The sequence below is a fragment of the Streptomyces sp. CA-288835 genome, assembly GCF_050936385.1.
GTDB lineage: Bacteria > Actinomycetota > Actinomycetes > Streptomycetales > Streptomycetaceae > Streptomyces.
Window position 1 is genome coordinate 4,007,524 of sequence record NZ_JBNJMW010000001.1, and the last position, 14,226, is coordinate 4,021,749.

General features: G+C 68.9%; 13 protein-coding genes. 6 read left to right on the forward strand and 7 right to left on the reverse strand.

The window, feature by feature from the left end:
• Nucleotides 1–120 precede the first annotated feature (120 nt).
• Nucleotides 121–1,446, forward strand: a complete 1,326-nt coding sequence (locus tag ACQEVY_RS17925) for a DUF2079 domain-containing protein (protein ID WP_432955283.1) — start codon at nucleotides 121–123, stop codon at nucleotides 1,444–1,446.
• 650 nt (nucleotides 1,447–2,096) lie between these two features.
• Here ACQEVY_RS17925 and ACQEVY_RS17930 read toward each other — a convergent pair.
• Together ACQEVY_RS17930 and ACQEVY_RS17935 are read right to left on the reverse strand one after the other, a co-directional pair.
• Nucleotides 2,097–4,679, reverse strand: coding sequence for an ABC transporter permease (locus ACQEVY_RS17930; RefSeq protein WP_432949628.1), 2,583 nt, complete (start codon nucleotides 4,677–4,679; stop codon nucleotides 2,097–2,099).
• Entirely contained in the window at nucleotides 4,676–5,464 is a 789-nt protein-coding gene (locus tag ACQEVY_RS17935) for an ABC transporter ATP-binding protein (RefSeq protein WP_432949630.1), read from the reverse strand. Before ACQEVY_RS17935 ends, ACQEVY_RS17930 begins: the two co-directional genes overlap by 4 nt.
• Nucleotides 5,465–5,890: 426 nt before the next feature.
• Here ACQEVY_RS17935 and ACQEVY_RS17940 point away from each other — a divergent pair, with 426 nt between their 5' ends.
• Together ACQEVY_RS17940 and ACQEVY_RS17945 are read left to right on the forward strand one after the other, a co-directional pair.
• Nucleotides 5,891–7,444 (forward strand): MFS transporter, encoded by a 1,554-nt coding sequence (locus ACQEVY_RS17940; RefSeq protein WP_432949632.1) that lies wholly within the window; start codon nucleotides 5,891–5,893, stop codon nucleotides 7,442–7,444.
• A gap of 89 nt (nucleotides 7,445–7,533) precedes the next feature.
• Nucleotides 7,534–7,857, forward strand: coding sequence for a hypothetical protein (locus ACQEVY_RS17945; RefSeq protein ID WP_432949634.1), 324 nt, complete (start codon nucleotides 7,534–7,536; stop codon nucleotides 7,855–7,857).
• Nucleotides 7,858–7,909: 52 nt separating this feature from the next.
• Here the strand turns inward: ACQEVY_RS17945 and ACQEVY_RS17950 are convergent, their stop codons facing one another.
• Entirely contained in the window at nucleotides 7,910–8,335 is a 426-nt protein-coding gene (locus ACQEVY_RS17950) for a VOC family protein (protein ID WP_432949636.1), read from the reverse strand.
• Nucleotides 8,336–8,384: 49 nt separating this feature from the next.
• On the opposite strand from ACQEVY_RS17950, the gene ACQEVY_RS17955 reads away from it, so the two are divergent.
• Nucleotides 8,385–9,041: a SagB/ThcOx family dehydrogenase gene (locus ACQEVY_RS17955; protein WP_432949638.1), complete on the forward strand. Its 657-nt coding sequence runs from the start codon at nucleotides 8,385–8,387 to the stop codon at nucleotides 9,039–9,041.
• A gap of 18 nt (nucleotides 9,042–9,059) precedes the next feature.
• Here the strand turns inward: ACQEVY_RS17955 and ACQEVY_RS17960 are convergent, their stop codons facing one another.
• From ACQEVY_RS17960 to ACQEVY_RS17970, 3 genes are all read right to left on the reverse strand, one after another.
• Complete coding sequence (locus ACQEVY_RS17960; protein ID WP_432949640.1) at nucleotides 9,060–9,341, reverse strand: hypothetical protein; 282 nt, start codon at nucleotides 9,339–9,341, stop codon at nucleotides 9,060–9,062.
• Nucleotides 9,342–9,449: 108 nt separating this feature from the next.
• Complete coding sequence (locus ACQEVY_RS17965; protein WP_432949642.1) at nucleotides 9,450–10,034, reverse strand: GtrA family protein; 585 nt, start codon at nucleotides 10,032–10,034, stop codon at nucleotides 9,450–9,452.
• A 27-nt stretch (nucleotides 10,035–10,061) separates the two neighbouring features.
• Nucleotides 10,062–10,733: a DUF4097 family beta strand repeat-containing protein gene (locus tag ACQEVY_RS17970; protein WP_432949644.1), complete on the reverse strand. Its 672-nt coding sequence runs from the start codon at nucleotides 10,731–10,733 to the stop codon at nucleotides 10,062–10,064.
• A 486-nt stretch (nucleotides 10,734–11,219) separates the two neighbouring features.
• Between ACQEVY_RS17970 and ACQEVY_RS17975 the strand changes: the two genes are divergently transcribed.
• Together ACQEVY_RS17975 and ACQEVY_RS17980 are read left to right on the forward strand one after the other, a co-directional pair.
• A complete protein-coding gene (locus tag ACQEVY_RS17975; protein ID WP_432949646.1) occupies nucleotides 11,220–11,663 on the forward strand; it encodes a DUF485 domain-containing protein in 444 nt (147 codons plus the stop codon).
• Nucleotides 11,660–13,270 carry a cation acetate symporter gene (locus tag ACQEVY_RS17980; protein ID WP_432949648.1) on the forward strand — a complete coding sequence of 537 codons (1,611 nt, stop codon included), beginning with the start codon at nucleotides 11,660–11,662 and terminating at the stop codon, nucleotides 13,268–13,270. The genes ACQEVY_RS17975 and ACQEVY_RS17980 overlap by 4 nt, the downstream gene beginning before the upstream one ends.
• Nucleotides 13,271–13,291: 21 nt before the next feature.
• Here the strand turns inward: ACQEVY_RS17980 and ACQEVY_RS17985 are convergent, their stop codons facing one another.
• Nucleotides 13,292–14,188, reverse strand: coding sequence for a cellulose-binding protein (locus ACQEVY_RS17985; protein ID WP_432949650.1), 897 nt, complete (start codon nucleotides 14,186–14,188; stop codon nucleotides 13,292–13,294).
• Between the last annotated feature and the right edge of the window lie 38 nt (nucleotides 14,189–14,226).

The window sequence follows — 14,226 nt, forward strand, 5'->3', positions numbered from 1 at the left end:
CCCGTCGCCGCGTCCGAATCCGACCGGACCGCGCAGGACCCGCCCCGGAGTGCGGCTCCGGTCGAGCCGTCCCGTGACCGGGGGCTCCGCCGCCTGCTGGACGGGCGGCGGGATCCGTACATGCTGGCCGCGGTGCTGTTCGTGGCGTACGCCGTGGTCTCCATAGGCCGGTACCTGCGGCTGGGCAACCAGTCCTGGGACCTCGGCATCTTCGAGCAGGCCGTGCGCGCGTACGCGCACTTCCAGGTGCCTGTCGTGGATCTCAAGGGGCCCGGCGCCAACGTCCTCGGCGATCACTTCAGCCCCGTCACCGCGCTGCTCGCCCCCTTCTACCGGCTCTTCCCCTCCCCCGTCACGCTGCTCGTCGCCCAGGCCGCGCTGCTGGCGCTGTCCGCGATACCGGTCACCCGGGCCGCCGCCCAGCTGCTCGGACGCAAGCGCGGGCTTGCGCTCGGTGTCGCGTACGGGCTGTCGTGGGGCATTCAGCGGGCCGTCGACTTCGACTTCCACGAGATCTGTTTCGCCGTTCCTTTGATCGCCTTCTCGCTGGAGGCGTTGCTGCGGCAGCGCTGGCGGGCCGCTCTGTACTGGGCCCTGCCCCTGGTCCTGGTCAAGGAGGACCTTGGTCTGACCCTCGCGGCCCTCGCTCTGGTCGTCGCGCTGCGGGCCCGGAAGTCGTCTCGGCGGACGGCCCTGTGGGCGCTCGGGGTCGCGGGCTTCGGCGTGTTGGCCACGGTGGTCACGATGACGCTGGTCATACCTGCGTTCAACACCACGGATGCCTACGACTACTGGAGCAAGGTCAGCGACTCGAGTGGGCCCTTCGACGGGTTCGACACCAAACTCCGTACCCTCGGCTGGTTGTTGATCCCCACCACCGGGCTGCTGGCCCTGCGTTCCCCGCTTCTGCTGATCGTCGTGCCGACGCTGGGGTGGCGGTTCTTTTCCTCCGATCCGCATCACTGGGGTACGGATTGGCACTACAGCGCGGTTCTGATGCCGGTTGTTGTGCTCGCGCTGGCGGACGCGCTTGCCTCTGCGCGGCACAGTGCTCGGCCGTGGTTGCGGTCGTACGCGCTTCATCTGCCGACCGCGGTTGTCTCGGCCGCGCTGGCGCTGACGACCACGCTTCCGGTGGGGGCGCTGACCGAGTCCACGGCCTATAGCGTGCCGGCGCATGTTTCCGCCATCGACAGGCTGCTGGGGCGCATCCCTGACGGCGCCACCGTCGAGTCCAACATCGGGCCGATCAGTCGGCTCACCTCTCGGTGTCGGGTCTTCTGGATCACCAACACGCGTGGGGTGACGCCGGACTTCATTGCGCTGGACAACTCCTCCGGACGTTACGAGGACCCTGTGGGGTACGTCCACGAGTTGCACCCTCGTGCGGAGTACGTCGTTGCGGGGTCCGCCGAGGGGTATCTGGTGCTTCGACGCGAACGGTGACGTCTGCGGCGGTCTGGGGGCGGGGTTCCTTTCCCCAACCCCGCCCCTTCCCGAAACTGGGGGCTGCGCCCCCAGGCCCCCTGCCTCCGGCGGATGGGTGGGCGCCTACGGCGGGTGGGTGGGTTTGTGGGGGTAGGTGGGGTGCCTACCGGGGTGGGGTGTTGGGATCGTGTCGCGGCTGCGGGTGCGTTGTGGCTTGTCGCGCAGTTCCCCGCGCCCCTAAAAGCCTGCGACTGCCCGCGGCCGGGAGGCGCCCGCGCCCGAGCAGCCCGTGCCCGGAAGGCGCCTGCGCCCCGAGTAAGCCCGCGGTCCGGAAAGGCCGCCCGGAGGGAGCCCGGACCCCCATGGCCCCGCAGCCGTCCACGGCGGCAAGGGGACGGGGCGGGGGTGTGCGCCCGCAGCGGCCGGCGCGCCAACACCGGCACCCTCTACCAGCCAACAGCAACGCGCGCCGGTCCGAGGACGGACACCCCCGACGCGGCCCCGCACCCACCACAAACCCAAGGGGCGCGAGGAACTGCGCGACCAGCCACACTCAACCCGCAGCCGCCCAACCGCCGGAGGCACCCCCGCGCAAAACTGAAGGAGCCCGGCGCCCCCAGCGCCGGGCTCCTCCCCCCCCGTACCCCCGTCCACAGCAGCCTGCGCAGCTACTCCGTAGCGATCGCGTTGAGCACGTTCATGCGGCCCGCCCTGAACGCCGGTACCAGTGCCGCGAACAGGCCCACGAACGCCGACCCCAGGAACACCCCGATGATCGTCGGCCACGGAATCTCCAGGACCTTCAGGCCCTCCAGGGCGAGGAGCTGCTGGGCGGTGGCGCCCCAGCCCATGCCCAGGCCGAGGCCCAGGAGGGCGCCGAACAGGGCGATCACCACCGACTCCAGGCGGATCATGCGGCGCAGCTGACGGCGCGAGAGGCCGATCGCCCGCATGAGGCCGATCTCCCTCGTCCGCTCCACCACCGACAGCGCCAGGGTGTTCACCACACCCAGGATGGCGACGATGATCGCCAGGGCGAGCAGGCCGTAGATCATGTTCAGAAGCTGGCCTATCTGGTCCTTCAGCGCTTCCTTGTAGTCGGTCTGGTCGCGGACGGTGTACTGCGGGTAGTCGTCCAGCGCGGTCTTCAGCGACTTGTACGCGGCCGCTTCCTGGCCGTCCTTCGCCGAGGCGAAGACCATCTCGTCGAGCGGCATCTTGTCGGCGGGGACGTACTTGGCCATCGTGTCGATGGATGTGTACATGGCCCCCTGGTCGATGACGGCCTCACTGCTGGTGATCGCGCGGACCGTCAGCCGGGCCGGCTCCCTGCCGGCTTCGAAGGCGACGGTGATCTTGGAGCCGAGCTTGATGCCGTGGCTCTTGGCGAAGTCCTCGTGGACGGACATCGAGTCGGGCCGGTAGGCGTCCTTGAGGTTGCCGGCGACCGTCTCGGTGTTCAGGTCCGTGGCGTAGCTCGGGTCGGCCGCCGTGATGGCCGTTTCCTTGAGTGTCTTGCCGTCGGGGGTGGTGAAGTCGGCCTGGCTCCACTTGTACTCGGTGACTCCCTCCAGGCCCTTCGCCGACTTGGCCGCCTGCACCGCCTGCGGCGTGATCAGCTGACCGCTGTCGGACTGGATGATGAAGTCCGTACCGACGGTCTTGTCCAGCTCGTCCGTGGCCGACGCGACCATCGACGAGCCGACCACCGACAGGCACGCGACCAGCGCGAGGCCGATCATGAGCGCGGCGCCGGTCGCCCCCGTACGACGCGGGTTGCGCAGTGCGTTCCGCTCGGCCATCCGTCCGACCGGGCCGAAGATCCGCAGCACCACGGCGCCCAGCACCCGCACCACGCCGCTCGCGAGCAGCGGGCCGATGACGACGAAGCCGATCAGCGACAGCACCACACCGCCGCCCAGCCACATCGAGCCCTCGCTGGCCTTGTCGGCCTGGGAGGCGAGGTAGAGGCCGTAGCCGCCCGCGCCCGTCAGGACCAGGCCCAGCAGGGCCCGTATGACACCGGACTTGGCGTCCACCGGGGCCCCGGAGTCCCGTAGCGCCGCCATCGGCGAGACCTTGCCGGCCCGGCGGGCGGGCAGGTACGCGGCGAGCACGGTGACCACGACGCCGAGCAGCAGGCCAACGACCGGGGTGGTCCAGGCGACGGTGAGGTCGTCGGTGGAGAGGTTCATGCCGGTGGCGCCCATGAGCTTCATCAGGCCGATGGCCAGGCCCACGCCCGCTCCGACCCCGAGCACCGAGCCGAAGACCCCGAGGAGCAGCGCCTCGGCGAGCACGGACCGGTTGACCTGGCGGCGGCTCGATCCGACGGCCCGCATCAGGCCGATCTCGCGGGTCCGCTGGGCGACCAGCATCGAGAAGGTGTTGATGATCAGGAAGATGCCGACGAGGAAGGCGATCCCGGCGAAGCCGAGCATCGCGTACTTCATCACGCCCATGAACTCGCCGACGTCCTTGGCGTTGGCGTCCGCGACCTCCTTGGCCGTCTGGATCTGGTAGCCGCTGTCGAGCGCGGCCGTGACGTTCTTCTTCACCTGGGCGTCGCTGAAGCCGGAGGCGGCGGTGACGTTGACGTTGGTGTAGACGCCGGTGTCGCCGACCAGGGCCTGCTGCGCGGTCTTCGTGTCCAGGTAGAAGATCGCGGCACCCGGGTTGGTGACCTCGAACTCCGCGAAGCCCGAGACCTTGGCACGGTGCGTGCCCACCGCCGTGATGACGCCGATCTCGTCGCCGAGCTTCAGGTGGTGCTTGTCGGCGGTGTCGGCGTCGACCATGATCTGGTCCGGTCCGCGCGGGGCGTTGCCGGAGGCGATCTTCATCGTGCGGGCGTCGTTGGCGTTCCAGTTGCCGACGATGGTCGGAGCCCCGCCCGAGGGCGAGAGGCTGTCCTTGTCGGCGTCGACGACGGTCACCGAAGTGGAGAAGACGGTGCCCTCGGCGGACTTGACCCCCTCCGCCTTGCGCACCTCGCCCAGCACGGAAGCGGGCATGACCGGCGGCTTGCCGTTGTCGGCCTGGGTCTCACCGGTGTCCGAGGCGCCCTTGGCGCTGACCTGGACGTCGGACGAGGTGGCCGCGAAGAGCTTGTCGAACGTCGTGTTCATCGTGTCGGTGAAGACGAGCGTGCCGCAGACGAAGGCCACCGACAGCAGGACCGCCACGGCCGAGAGGGCCATACGTCCCTTGTGCGCGAAGAAGTTGCGCATCGAGGTCTTCATGACGGTCATGACGTACGCCCCCGGGCGTCGAAGTCCTTCATCCGGTCCAGGACGGTTTCGGCGGTGGGCTTCCACATCTCGTCGACGATCCGGCCGTCGGCCAGGTACAGCACCCGGTCCGCGTACGAGGCGGCCACCGGGTCATGCGTCACCATCACGATGGTCTGGCCGAGCTCGTCGACGGAGCGCCGCAGGAAGCCGAGCACCTCGGCGCCGGCGCGGGAGTCGAGGTTCCCGGTCGGCTCGTCACCGAAGATGATCTCGGGCCGTGCGGCCAACGCCCGTGCCACGGCGACGCGTTGCTGCTGACCGCCGGAGAGCTGGGTCGGCCGGTGCTTCAGCCGGTCGCTCAGGCCGACGGTCTCGACGACCTGGCTGAGCCATCCCCTGTCCGGCTTACGGCCCGCTATGTCCATGGGCAGCGTGATGTTCTCGAGCGCGTTCAGCGTCGGCAGCAGGTTGAAGGCCTGGAAGATGAAGCCGATCCGGTCCCGGCGCAGCTTCGTGAGCTTCTTGTCCTTGAGGCCGGTGATCTCCGTCTCGTCCAGGTAGATCTGCCCGGAGGTGACGGTGTCGAGGCCGGCGAGGCAGTGCATCAGTGTGGACTTGCCGGACCCCGAGGGGCCCATGATCGCGGTGAACTGGCCCCGCGCGATGTCCACGTCGACGTGGTCCAGGGCGACGACTCGGGTCTCCCCGGACCCGTACGCCTTGACGACCTGCCGCGCCCGCGCGGCAACGGCCGTTCGCCCTCCAGTGCCCCCGTGCCTGGGAATGCTTACAGCCGTAGTCACGGTATGTCTCCTAAGTCGGTCAGCAGGTGGCACGCATCATCTGCGTGCTCCAGGTGTTCTGCGTGCTCTGGGTGCGCTGCTACGTGAATGAGTCTGTCGGCGGGAGGGGGTCCGGCGCGCTGGTGCTCAGCGCAGTCTTTTCCTGGGGTAAACCCCACCTCCGGAGCTGCGGTACACCGCCCTCAGCGGCGTAAAGCCAGGTTAAGGAGGGGGCAGGGGGCGTCTCGTCCTCCGGCGGTACGAAGCCTCCCCGGGCCGTAGTACGGAGGTACCCCTACGGGATCTCCACCCGGCGGCGGAGGGGTACTAAGGGTCGGCTGCACCCTTGAGGCCAGTCGGCGTCATCCCTCCCACATACCTCCCACAGGTTGAGGCTGAAGTGGGAGAGTGTCCTCCGGCAGATAGATGCAGGGGGAAAGGAAATCCGTGAGCCAGGAGGAAACCCAGGGACCGGGGCCCGGGCCGGGACCGAGGCCGGACACCGACGCACCGTCCGCGCCATCGGCCGCCGGGCCGGTCGACCCCCGTAAACGCCGTGCCGTCGTCGCCGCCCTCATGCTCGCCATGGGCCTGGCCGCGCTCGACTCCACGATCGTGTCGACCGCCGTACCGCAGATCGTGGGCGACCTCGGCGGCTTCTCCGTCTTCTCCTGGCTGTTCTCGGGCTATCTGCTGGCCGTGACGGTCACGCTGCCCGTCTACGGCAAGCTCTCCGACACCTTCGGCCGTAAGCCCGTACTGATCGCGGGCGCGGCCATCTTTCTGCTCGGCTCCCTGCTCTGCGCGCTCGCCTGGAACATGGCGGCGCTCATCGCCTTCCGTATCGTCCAGGGACTCGGCGGCGGCGCCCTCCAGGGCACCGTCCAAACGCTCGCCGCCGATCTCTACCCCCTGAAGCAACGCCCCAAGATCCAGGCGAAGTTGTCCACGGTCTGGGCGACCTCGGCGGTCGCGGGCCCGGCGGTCGGCGGCGTCCTCGCGGCGTACGCGGACTGGCGGTGGATCTTCCTCATCAACCTGCCGGTCGGCGCGGTGGCCCTCTGGCTGATCGTCCGTCACCTGCACGAACCCGCGCGGACGCCCGGCCCCCGTCCTCGTATCGACTGGGCGGGCGCGCTCGCGGTCTTCGCGTGCGGCGGAGTACTGCTGACGGCGCTGGTGCAGGGCGGAGTGGCGTGGCCCTGGCTGTCCGCTCCCTCAATCGCCCTGCTGGGTACGGGACTTGCCCTCGTCGCACTCACCGTGGTCATCGAACGCCGGGCCGCCGAACCGATCATCCCCGGCTGGGTCTGGCGCCGCCGCACCATCGCGGCGGTCAATCTGGCGCTCGGCGCGCTGGGTCTGCTGATGGTGGCGCCGACGGTCTTCCTCCCGACCTACGCCCAGGCGGTCCTCGGCCTCGCACCGATAGCGGCCGGATTCGTGCTCTCCGTATGGACGTTGAGCTGGCCGGTGTCGGCGGCGCTCAGCCAGCATGTGTACCGCCGGATCGGTTTCCGCAACTCGGCGCTGATCGGCATCGGCACGGCCGCTCTCCTCCTGCTCGCGTTCCCGTTCCTGCCGTACCCCGGCGAACCCTGGCAGCCGGCCCTGCTGATGCTGCTGCTCGGCGCCGCGCTCGGCCTGTTCCAACTCCCCCTGCTCATAGGCGTCCAGTCGATCGTCGTCTGGTCCGAACGCGGCACGGCCACCGGTTCCGTACTCTTCTGCCGCCAGACCGGCCAAACCCTGGGCGCGGCCCTCTTCGGAGCCGTCGCCAACGGCGTCCTGGCCACCCGCCTCGGCGGCGCCGGCGACCTGGACGCGATCACCCGCTCCCTCGACTCGGGCACCCTCTCGGACCACGTCCGCCACGCGGTCGCCGACGCGGTCCACGCGGTCTACTACGGAGCGGCCTGCGCAGCCGGACTCGCTTTCCTGGTCCTGCTGCTGATGGCACCGCGCCGCTTTCCGCTGATCAAGAACGCCACCGATTCGTGACCGGCCCCTCTTGTTCACCTGCCGTCCGTACTCTTCGCCGGTCCGCACGAGACACGAGACACGAGTGCACCAGGGGCGCAATGAGACACATGACGGTCGATGCGCGTGACCTCATGGTCACGGCTCAGGAGGTCGCCAGGCTTCGGGACGCACAGCAACTCGAAGTCAGAGACGTCGCGTTGGCCGCGCTGATCCTCCACGTCCGCCGTTCGGCGGAGGAAGTGGAGGGCCCGGGCTCGGCGGAGGCGTGCCTCTCGCCGGAAATGCTGCCGATGGCCGATGAAGTGCGGGAGATCATGACCTCCGGCGAGGGTGACCTCCGGAACTCCGAACTCATCGAACTGGCGCGGCGGGAAGGATCTGAACTCGCCGAGTATCTGGGGCCGGTATGGCGGGCCACAAAGGGTTACTGACCTGCCTCGTCCCTCCCGGCCGGGCGCTCTGCTCAGAAGGCTGGAAGGCCCGTCAGAACACCGGCTGCCCGATACCCAGCAGGTTCCCCTCGCTGTCGCGGAACCAGACGGCGCGTTCGCCCTTTGCGCCCTTGCTCGGATAGTGGCCGTCGATGTCCGCGATCCCGTTCCTCGTCCGGAAGCCGGGCACGTCGACCTCCTCGAACACCACGCCGCGCCGCCTCAGCTCCGCCACGACTGCCTCGATGTCGTCGACCTGCCACCCCATCTGCGTGAAGGTGCCGGGAGACGCTCCCGTCGACTTGAACAGCGCGAACTCCGCACCTCCGCACCGGTACAACAGCCCACCGGGCCGCTCGTCGACGGGCTCCAGACCGAGCTGCTCGGAATAGAAACGCCGCGCCCGGTCCAGGTCCTGAGCGGGAAGCCTGGTCGCGACGCTTCCCTCTGCCAGAAGGTTCCTGTCGTCTGCGTTCATGATTTCAGTGTGTCGTGAGGGGGTGGGCCGGACATGCTTGCCTTGGGCGATGACACAACGAGAAGTGCCTCTGGCGCCTGTTCGGCCTACGACTGCGACCGGGGACCACCTGGCGGGCCTGGGATCCCTGCTGATACGGCGACGCAGCACGCGCAGTTTCAACTCGCTGCCGCTGGCCTTCGACCAGCTCACCCTCCTGGCCTGGGCGGCCCAGGGACGAACCGCCGACGGGCATCGCGTATGCCCGTCGGCGCACGCGTTGCACCCCCTCGGCCTCACCGTGGTGGCGGGCAACGTGGACGGGCTGGCCGCCGGGGCCTACCGGTACGACGCCGAGCGGCACGTACTGACCCCGGTCGCCGATGGCGATCATCGCGACCGCGTTGCCCGCACCACCCTCGTCGACCACGACTGGTTGCGACACGCGGCGGTCCTGCTGCTGCTCAGTGGCGACATGGACACGGCCACGCGCCACTTCGCCGACCAGCCGCCGCAAGGCCGACGGGGACGGCGGTACGTATGGCTGGAGGCGGGTCATGCCAGCCAGAACGTCTATCTCCAGGCCGCCGAGTCAAGCCTCGGCGTGGTACTCGTCGCCGGTTTCGACGACGACCGGCTCCTCGGCCTCACCCCCGCGATCGTGCCCTCTGGACAGCACCCGTTGGCACTGCTGGGGCTGGGCCACCCGGCCGACCTCGACAAGTGAGCGGCCTTGGTGCGGCGCTCAGGGATTCCCGGGTGGCATCGCTTGCTTGGCGCGCTCCTGCCTGCCCGCCGCGCGGCGTTCTCCCAAGCTGACGCCCCACGATGCCAGTGCGATGCACAGGGGCAGATACAGCACCAGCAAGTCGGAGGCACCGGCGGCCGTGACGAGAAACCACAAGGACACGGCGGCGGCAAGCAGTGTTGCGGGGAGCCCCCGGCGCCAGGGGGGTAGGTGACTCATCAGGACGACTGACCAGGCCATCCAAGCGAAGATGCACAGGATGGCAATGCCGAACATCATCTGAGGCTCCACACGATTCAGGGCGAGCGTCGCGATCGAGGCGCTGAGGTTATCCCCGAGACGCGGGGACCGGTCCCCGCCTCTGGACTGGGTTCGGCCCCTCCCGACTCACGCGGCCAGTTCTGGCCGCGAACCGTTCGGCCAGGTCTTGCTCGACGACTGCCGCAGTCCCGTCGGGCCGGGCGCGGGCACCGTCCCCTGCCCCTGCCCTTGCCCCTGCTGCATCAGCGGTCGCGTGGTCCGGCCCGTCCGGCTGCGGCGGCCGGTGAACACGTAGAGGCGCAGGACGATGAAGCGGCCCGCGCCGGCGAGGCCGGAGGCGCTGAGGTAGACGATCTGTTCGGTCAGTGTGTCGGCGGAGGGCTGGGCCAGGTGCAGGACGTACACGGCGACGCTGGTCGCCAGGTACGCGGCGGTTGCCGAGCCCGCGGACTGCCAGTGCTCTCGCCAACCCGCGCTGCGGCCTTTGGCAAAGGTGAAGCGGGCGTGCAGTTCGGTGCACAGCAGGGTGGAGGCGACGGTGATGATCGCGTTCGAGACGGCCCAGGGCATGGTTATGGCCAGCAGCGTTACCGCGAAGCTGGACAGGACCCCGACGCCTCCTCCGGATATCACAAACCGTAGGAAGGAGGCGACGGGGCCGGGGGTGGCCGAAGTCGCCGTCTCGGGCTTCTGTGCGAGTGGCGACTTCATGGCGGGTTCTCCTTTGTTGATGAAAGGTCAGAGGCTGCGGGCGGTGATGTCGCCGTGGGCCGTGGTCGCGTGGATGGTGAGGCTGGCGGCGGCGCCGTCGGTGTTCTTCAGGGAGTTGTTGAGCCGGCCGTACCCGGTGGAGGCGTCCAGGGAGGCGGAGACTCCGGCCGCGGCGCCGACCGACACATCGCCCGCCTGGGTGCGCAGCGTGACCGTGCCGGAGAAGGCCTCGGCGATCTTGATGTCGCCCTTCTGGGTACTGATCTCCGCCGAACCGCCCAGGCGGCCGACGGTGACGTCACCGGCGGAGGCGGTGACCCGGACACTCGCGGCCTCGTCGATCTCGACCGGGCCGTGTGAGCCCTCGAAAGCGACGTCGCCGAGCCGCCCGACGCCCCGGAACTCGGCGCTGGCCGCCTTCGCCTCGACCCGCGAACCGGTCGGCAGGTGAACGGTCACCTCGACGGAGCCCGAGGGACCGAAGTACTGGTTCTTCGCCTCCGGAGCCTGGATCCGCAGGACGCCATCGCCGTAGGCGACCTCGAAGTCCTCGGCCGCCTTCACGTCGCGGCTCTTGGACGCGTCCGCGGGCAGGACCTCGACCGTGGTGTCGGCCCGGTCTGCGGCGATGAACTTGATGCGCCCGGCGGGGATGTCGAGGACGGCGGCGATCGGGGCGGGGGTGGTGAAGTTCTGCATCGTTCTCTCCTTCAGTTCCTTGTTTCTGACAATAGAAAAGCTACGTTGCGTTCATAGTTCTGGCAACAGACTCGTTGCGCACCATCGACATTACTGCAGGTAAAAAGCTAGAAATCGTTGCAACGGCTCTGAAATTAACGCAACATCAGCCGACCAGCTCGTTGCAATGAATGGAAGTGAACGCTAGACCAGAGGCACCCAAGGGCCACGCAGGCGACCCGCGCCGCCGCGCACGACACCGGAAGCCGCCCCACCGTTTACGTTCTCGTCGCGACTGACCAATGGGGCAACACGGGTTAACGGGGGTAACACCCGAGGTCAGCGAAGTAAGCGCGCACCGACCAATCAGTTTGGTGAAAAGAGCAGCGCATCCGGAGGGCGCCGAGTAGCGTGCGTGGCTCGTTCCCGCCCATGCCCATCCACAAGATTCCCTGCGGCCCGCACGTACTCGCGTACTCGGGCCCGAGCCACGCAAGGAAGACCGGGATGTCCTACGACCCCTCCCCGTCGTACCCAGTACCACCGCCGCACGACTCGTCGCCCTCGTACTTCACCTATCCCTGGGCACCCGACCCGCAGCCGGACCCCGAACCCGCGCGCACCCGCCCCCAGCACGTCGCGCTCGGCCACCACAGCGACATCCGCGTGCTGCGCACCGCGTACCGGTGGCAGCGGCGCGTGGCGACGCTCACCGCACTGGGGTACTTCACGCTGTTTCTCGTCCTGTCCGCGTACGCGCCGGAGTTCATGACGCAGGAGGTCACCGACGGGCTGCCCCTCGGACTACTCCTCGGGCTCATCCAGGTGCCCGTCACCTGCGCGGCCATCGCGCTGTACGAGTTCACGGCCCGCCGCGGCGTCGATCCGATCGCCGAACGGATAAGGAAACAGGCCGAGTTGGACGCCAAGCGGGCGGAGGGCGACCGATGACCGGGTTCAGCAATTCCTCGCAGGCGATGTCACTGGTGGCGTTCACCGTCATCGCCACCATCACGCTGCTGCTGTGCGTGATGACCGGCCCCGACCGCGACGACCTCGACGAGTTCTACACCGGCTACAGCTCGATGTCCCCCATGCGCAACGGCCTCGCCATCGCGGGCGACTACATCTCCGCCGCGACGGTGCTCGGCACGGGCGGCGTGATCGCGCTGTTCGGATACGACGGGGTCGTACTCGCCCTGAGCACCGCCCTCTCCCTGATGCTGCTGATGTTCCTGCTGGCCGAACCGCTGCGCAACGCGGGCCGGTTCACCATGGGCGACGTGTTCGCGCGGCGGATGCCGGGACGCTCCGTACGCATCGCGGCCTGCGTCGTGACGCTGGCCGCGCTGATGCCGATGATGCTCGTCCAACTCGCGGGCACGGGCGATTTGTTGGCGTTTCTCCTCGGCTTCTCCAGCGACTCGCTGAAGACCGGCTGCATCATCGGGCTCGGCACACTGATGATCAGCTACGCGGCGATCGGCGGCATGAAGGGCACCGCGCTCATCCAGATCCTGAAGATCGTGATGCTGCTCGGCTCCGGCGCCGTCATCTCCGTACTCATCCTGAACCAGTTCGACTGGAACCTCGGCGGCCTCTTCAGCACGGCGGCGGAGAGCAGCGGGGCGGGGCCGGCGTTTCTCAGCTCGGGGCTGCAGTTCGCGGGCGGGCCGAGTCCAAAGCTGGACATGATCACCTCAGAGCTGACGGTGGTCCTCGGCGCCGCTGTGCTGCCGCACATCACCATGCGCATGTACACCGCGGGCAGTGCGCGTGAGGTGCGGCGGTCGATGTCGTGGGCGGTGCCGGCCGTGGCGCTGTTCGTGCTGATCATCACGGTGGTCGGGTTCGGTACGGTCGCCATGATCGGGCGGGACGCGATCACCGCGGTGGATCCGCAGGGCAACACCGCTTATCTGCTGGGCTCGCGGGCCGTGTTCGGATCGGATGTGTCGACGGCCGAGACGCTGTTGTTCACGACCGTCACGACCGCGATCTTCCTGACCGTGCTCGCGTCCGTGGCCGGGATGATCCTCGCCTGCGCCAACTCCCTCGCACATGATGTCTTCGCGCACGGCCGGAAGCAGTTGTCGCCCCGGCGCGAGATGACGCTGGCCCGACTGTCCGCGGCGGCGGTGGGCGTGCCGACGATTCTGCTGGCCACACTGGTCCAGCACCGCAGTCTGCAGCCGCTGGTGACGCTGTCGTTCTGCCTCGGTGCTTCGGCGATCGCGCCCGCGCTGGTGTACGGGCTCTTCTGGCGCCGCTACACCCGGGCGGGGCTGCTCTGCACGCTGATCGGCGGCTCGGTCAGTACGTTCGTGCTGATGACCGGGACCAACCTGGTCTCCGGGTCACCTATTTCGGCGTTCCCCGACCATGACTTCACCTGGTTCCCGTTCACCACGACCGGGTTGCTGTCCATTCCGCTCGGCTTCGCCTTCGGCTGGCTGGGGACGGTGCTTTCCGGACGGCGACAAGCGGAGGAACAGCGCAGGCAGTACGAGGCGGTCGAGGGGTGGATTCTGGCGGGTGTGGTCCGGCGAGAGCGCTAGCCCTCATTCCCCCGTCAGCTCTCATTCACCTGTCGACTGGCCCGTGAGCGTCACCAGACTGTCTCGTACGTGGTTCATGTGGGCCTGCATTTCATCCCGCTGGTCCGCGTGGGCGCGGAGCAGGCGTTCTGTTTCGTGGGCGATTCTCGTTTCGCGGGCCTGGGCCTCTGCCAGGATGGCCGCGGCCTGGGACTCCGCTTCCTCTTGGAGGTGGCGGGTCGCGGACTGGGCCTCGGACAGGGCTCGTTCGGCTTCGGCCAGGGTTGCCTCCGCGCGGGACAGTTGCGGGGCGTGCCGTTCGTCGATGGCGGCCCCCTGTTCCTCTGTCGCGCGGTCGAGCTCCGCCAGGCGGTCGGCGTGTTCCTTGGCCTGCTCGGCGAGCTTCGCCTCCGAGCGTTCCCGCATGTCGCGCAACGCGGCCACTGCCTCGCCGCGCTGTTCCTTCGCGTCCAGGCGTGCGGCGATGAGCAGTTCGTCGGCCTCGGCCTGGGCGGCCAGCAGGCGCTGACGCGCTCGTTCGTCGGCCTCGCCCCGTACCGCGTCGGCCTCCGCCTGTGCCGCCTCGCGTACCCGGTCGGCCTCGGACTCCGCCTCCTCCAGGGCACTCCTCGCGTCCCGGTGCGCCCTCTCGCGGACAGCCGCCGCCTCCTCCTTGACGAGTTCGAAGAGCCGCGCGGCACCTTCGCCGAGCGCCTCGTACGTCTGCGGAGGGAGCCCGGCCACCCGCTCGGCCAGCCGGCCCGCCTCCGCCTCCATGTCCTTGGCCAGTACGGTCAGGCGAGCGGCCCGTTCCCAGGCGGCGTCGCGGTCCTCGGAGAGTTCCGTGGTGTACGCGTCCACCTGTTCGGGACGGTAACCACGGCCTCGTACGGCCATGAAGCCATGAGGCGACACCGATGCGCCCGTTGCGCTGCTCATCCTCGAATCCCCTCTTCGGCGGCGTACAGCATGATGTG

Excerpts from the sequence above, each read along its gene's own strand:
- ACQEVY_RS17945 (WP_432949634.1), top strand. The coding sequence starts at position 7,534 with ATGACGGTCGATGCGCGTGACCTCATGGTCACGGCTCAGGAGGTCGCC.
- ACQEVY_RS17950 (WP_432949636.1), bottom strand. The coding sequence starts at position 8,335 with ATGAACGCAGACGACAGGAACCTTCTGGCAGAGGGAAGCGTCGCGACC.
- ACQEVY_RS17980 (WP_432949648.1), top strand. The coding sequence starts at position 11,660 with ATGACCGGGTTCAGCAATTCCTCGCAGGCGATGTCACTGGTGGCGTTC.
- ACQEVY_RS17930 (WP_432949628.1), bottom strand. The coding sequence starts at position 4,679 with ATGACCGTCATGAAGACCTCGATGCGCAACTTCTTCGCGCACAAGGGA.
- ACQEVY_RS17925 (WP_432955283.1), top strand. The coding sequence starts at position 121 with ATGCTGGCCGCGGTGCTGTTCGTGGCGTACGCCGTGGTCTCCATAGGC.
- ACQEVY_RS17960 (WP_432949640.1), bottom strand. The coding sequence starts at position 9,341 with ATGATGTTCGGCATTGCCATCCTGTGCATCTTCGCTTGGATGGCCTGG.
- ACQEVY_RS17975 (WP_432949646.1), top strand. The coding sequence starts at position 11,220 with ATGTCCTACGACCCCTCCCCGTCGTACCCAGTACCACCGCCGCACGAC.
- ACQEVY_RS17985 (WP_432949650.1), bottom strand. The coding sequence starts at position 14,188 with ATGAGCAGCGCAACGGGCGCATCGGTGTCGCCTCATGGCTTCATGGCC.
- ACQEVY_RS17965 (WP_432949642.1), bottom strand. The coding sequence starts at position 10,034 with ATGAAGTCGCCACTCGCACAGAAGCCCGAGACGGCGACTTCGGCCACC.
- ACQEVY_RS17955 (WP_432949638.1), top strand. The coding sequence starts at position 8,385 with ATGACACAACGAGAAGTGCCTCTGGCGCCTGTTCGGCCTACGACTGCG.
- ACQEVY_RS17970 (WP_432949644.1), bottom strand. The coding sequence starts at position 10,733 with ATGCAGAACTTCACCACCCCCGCCCCGATCGCCGCCGTCCTCGACATC.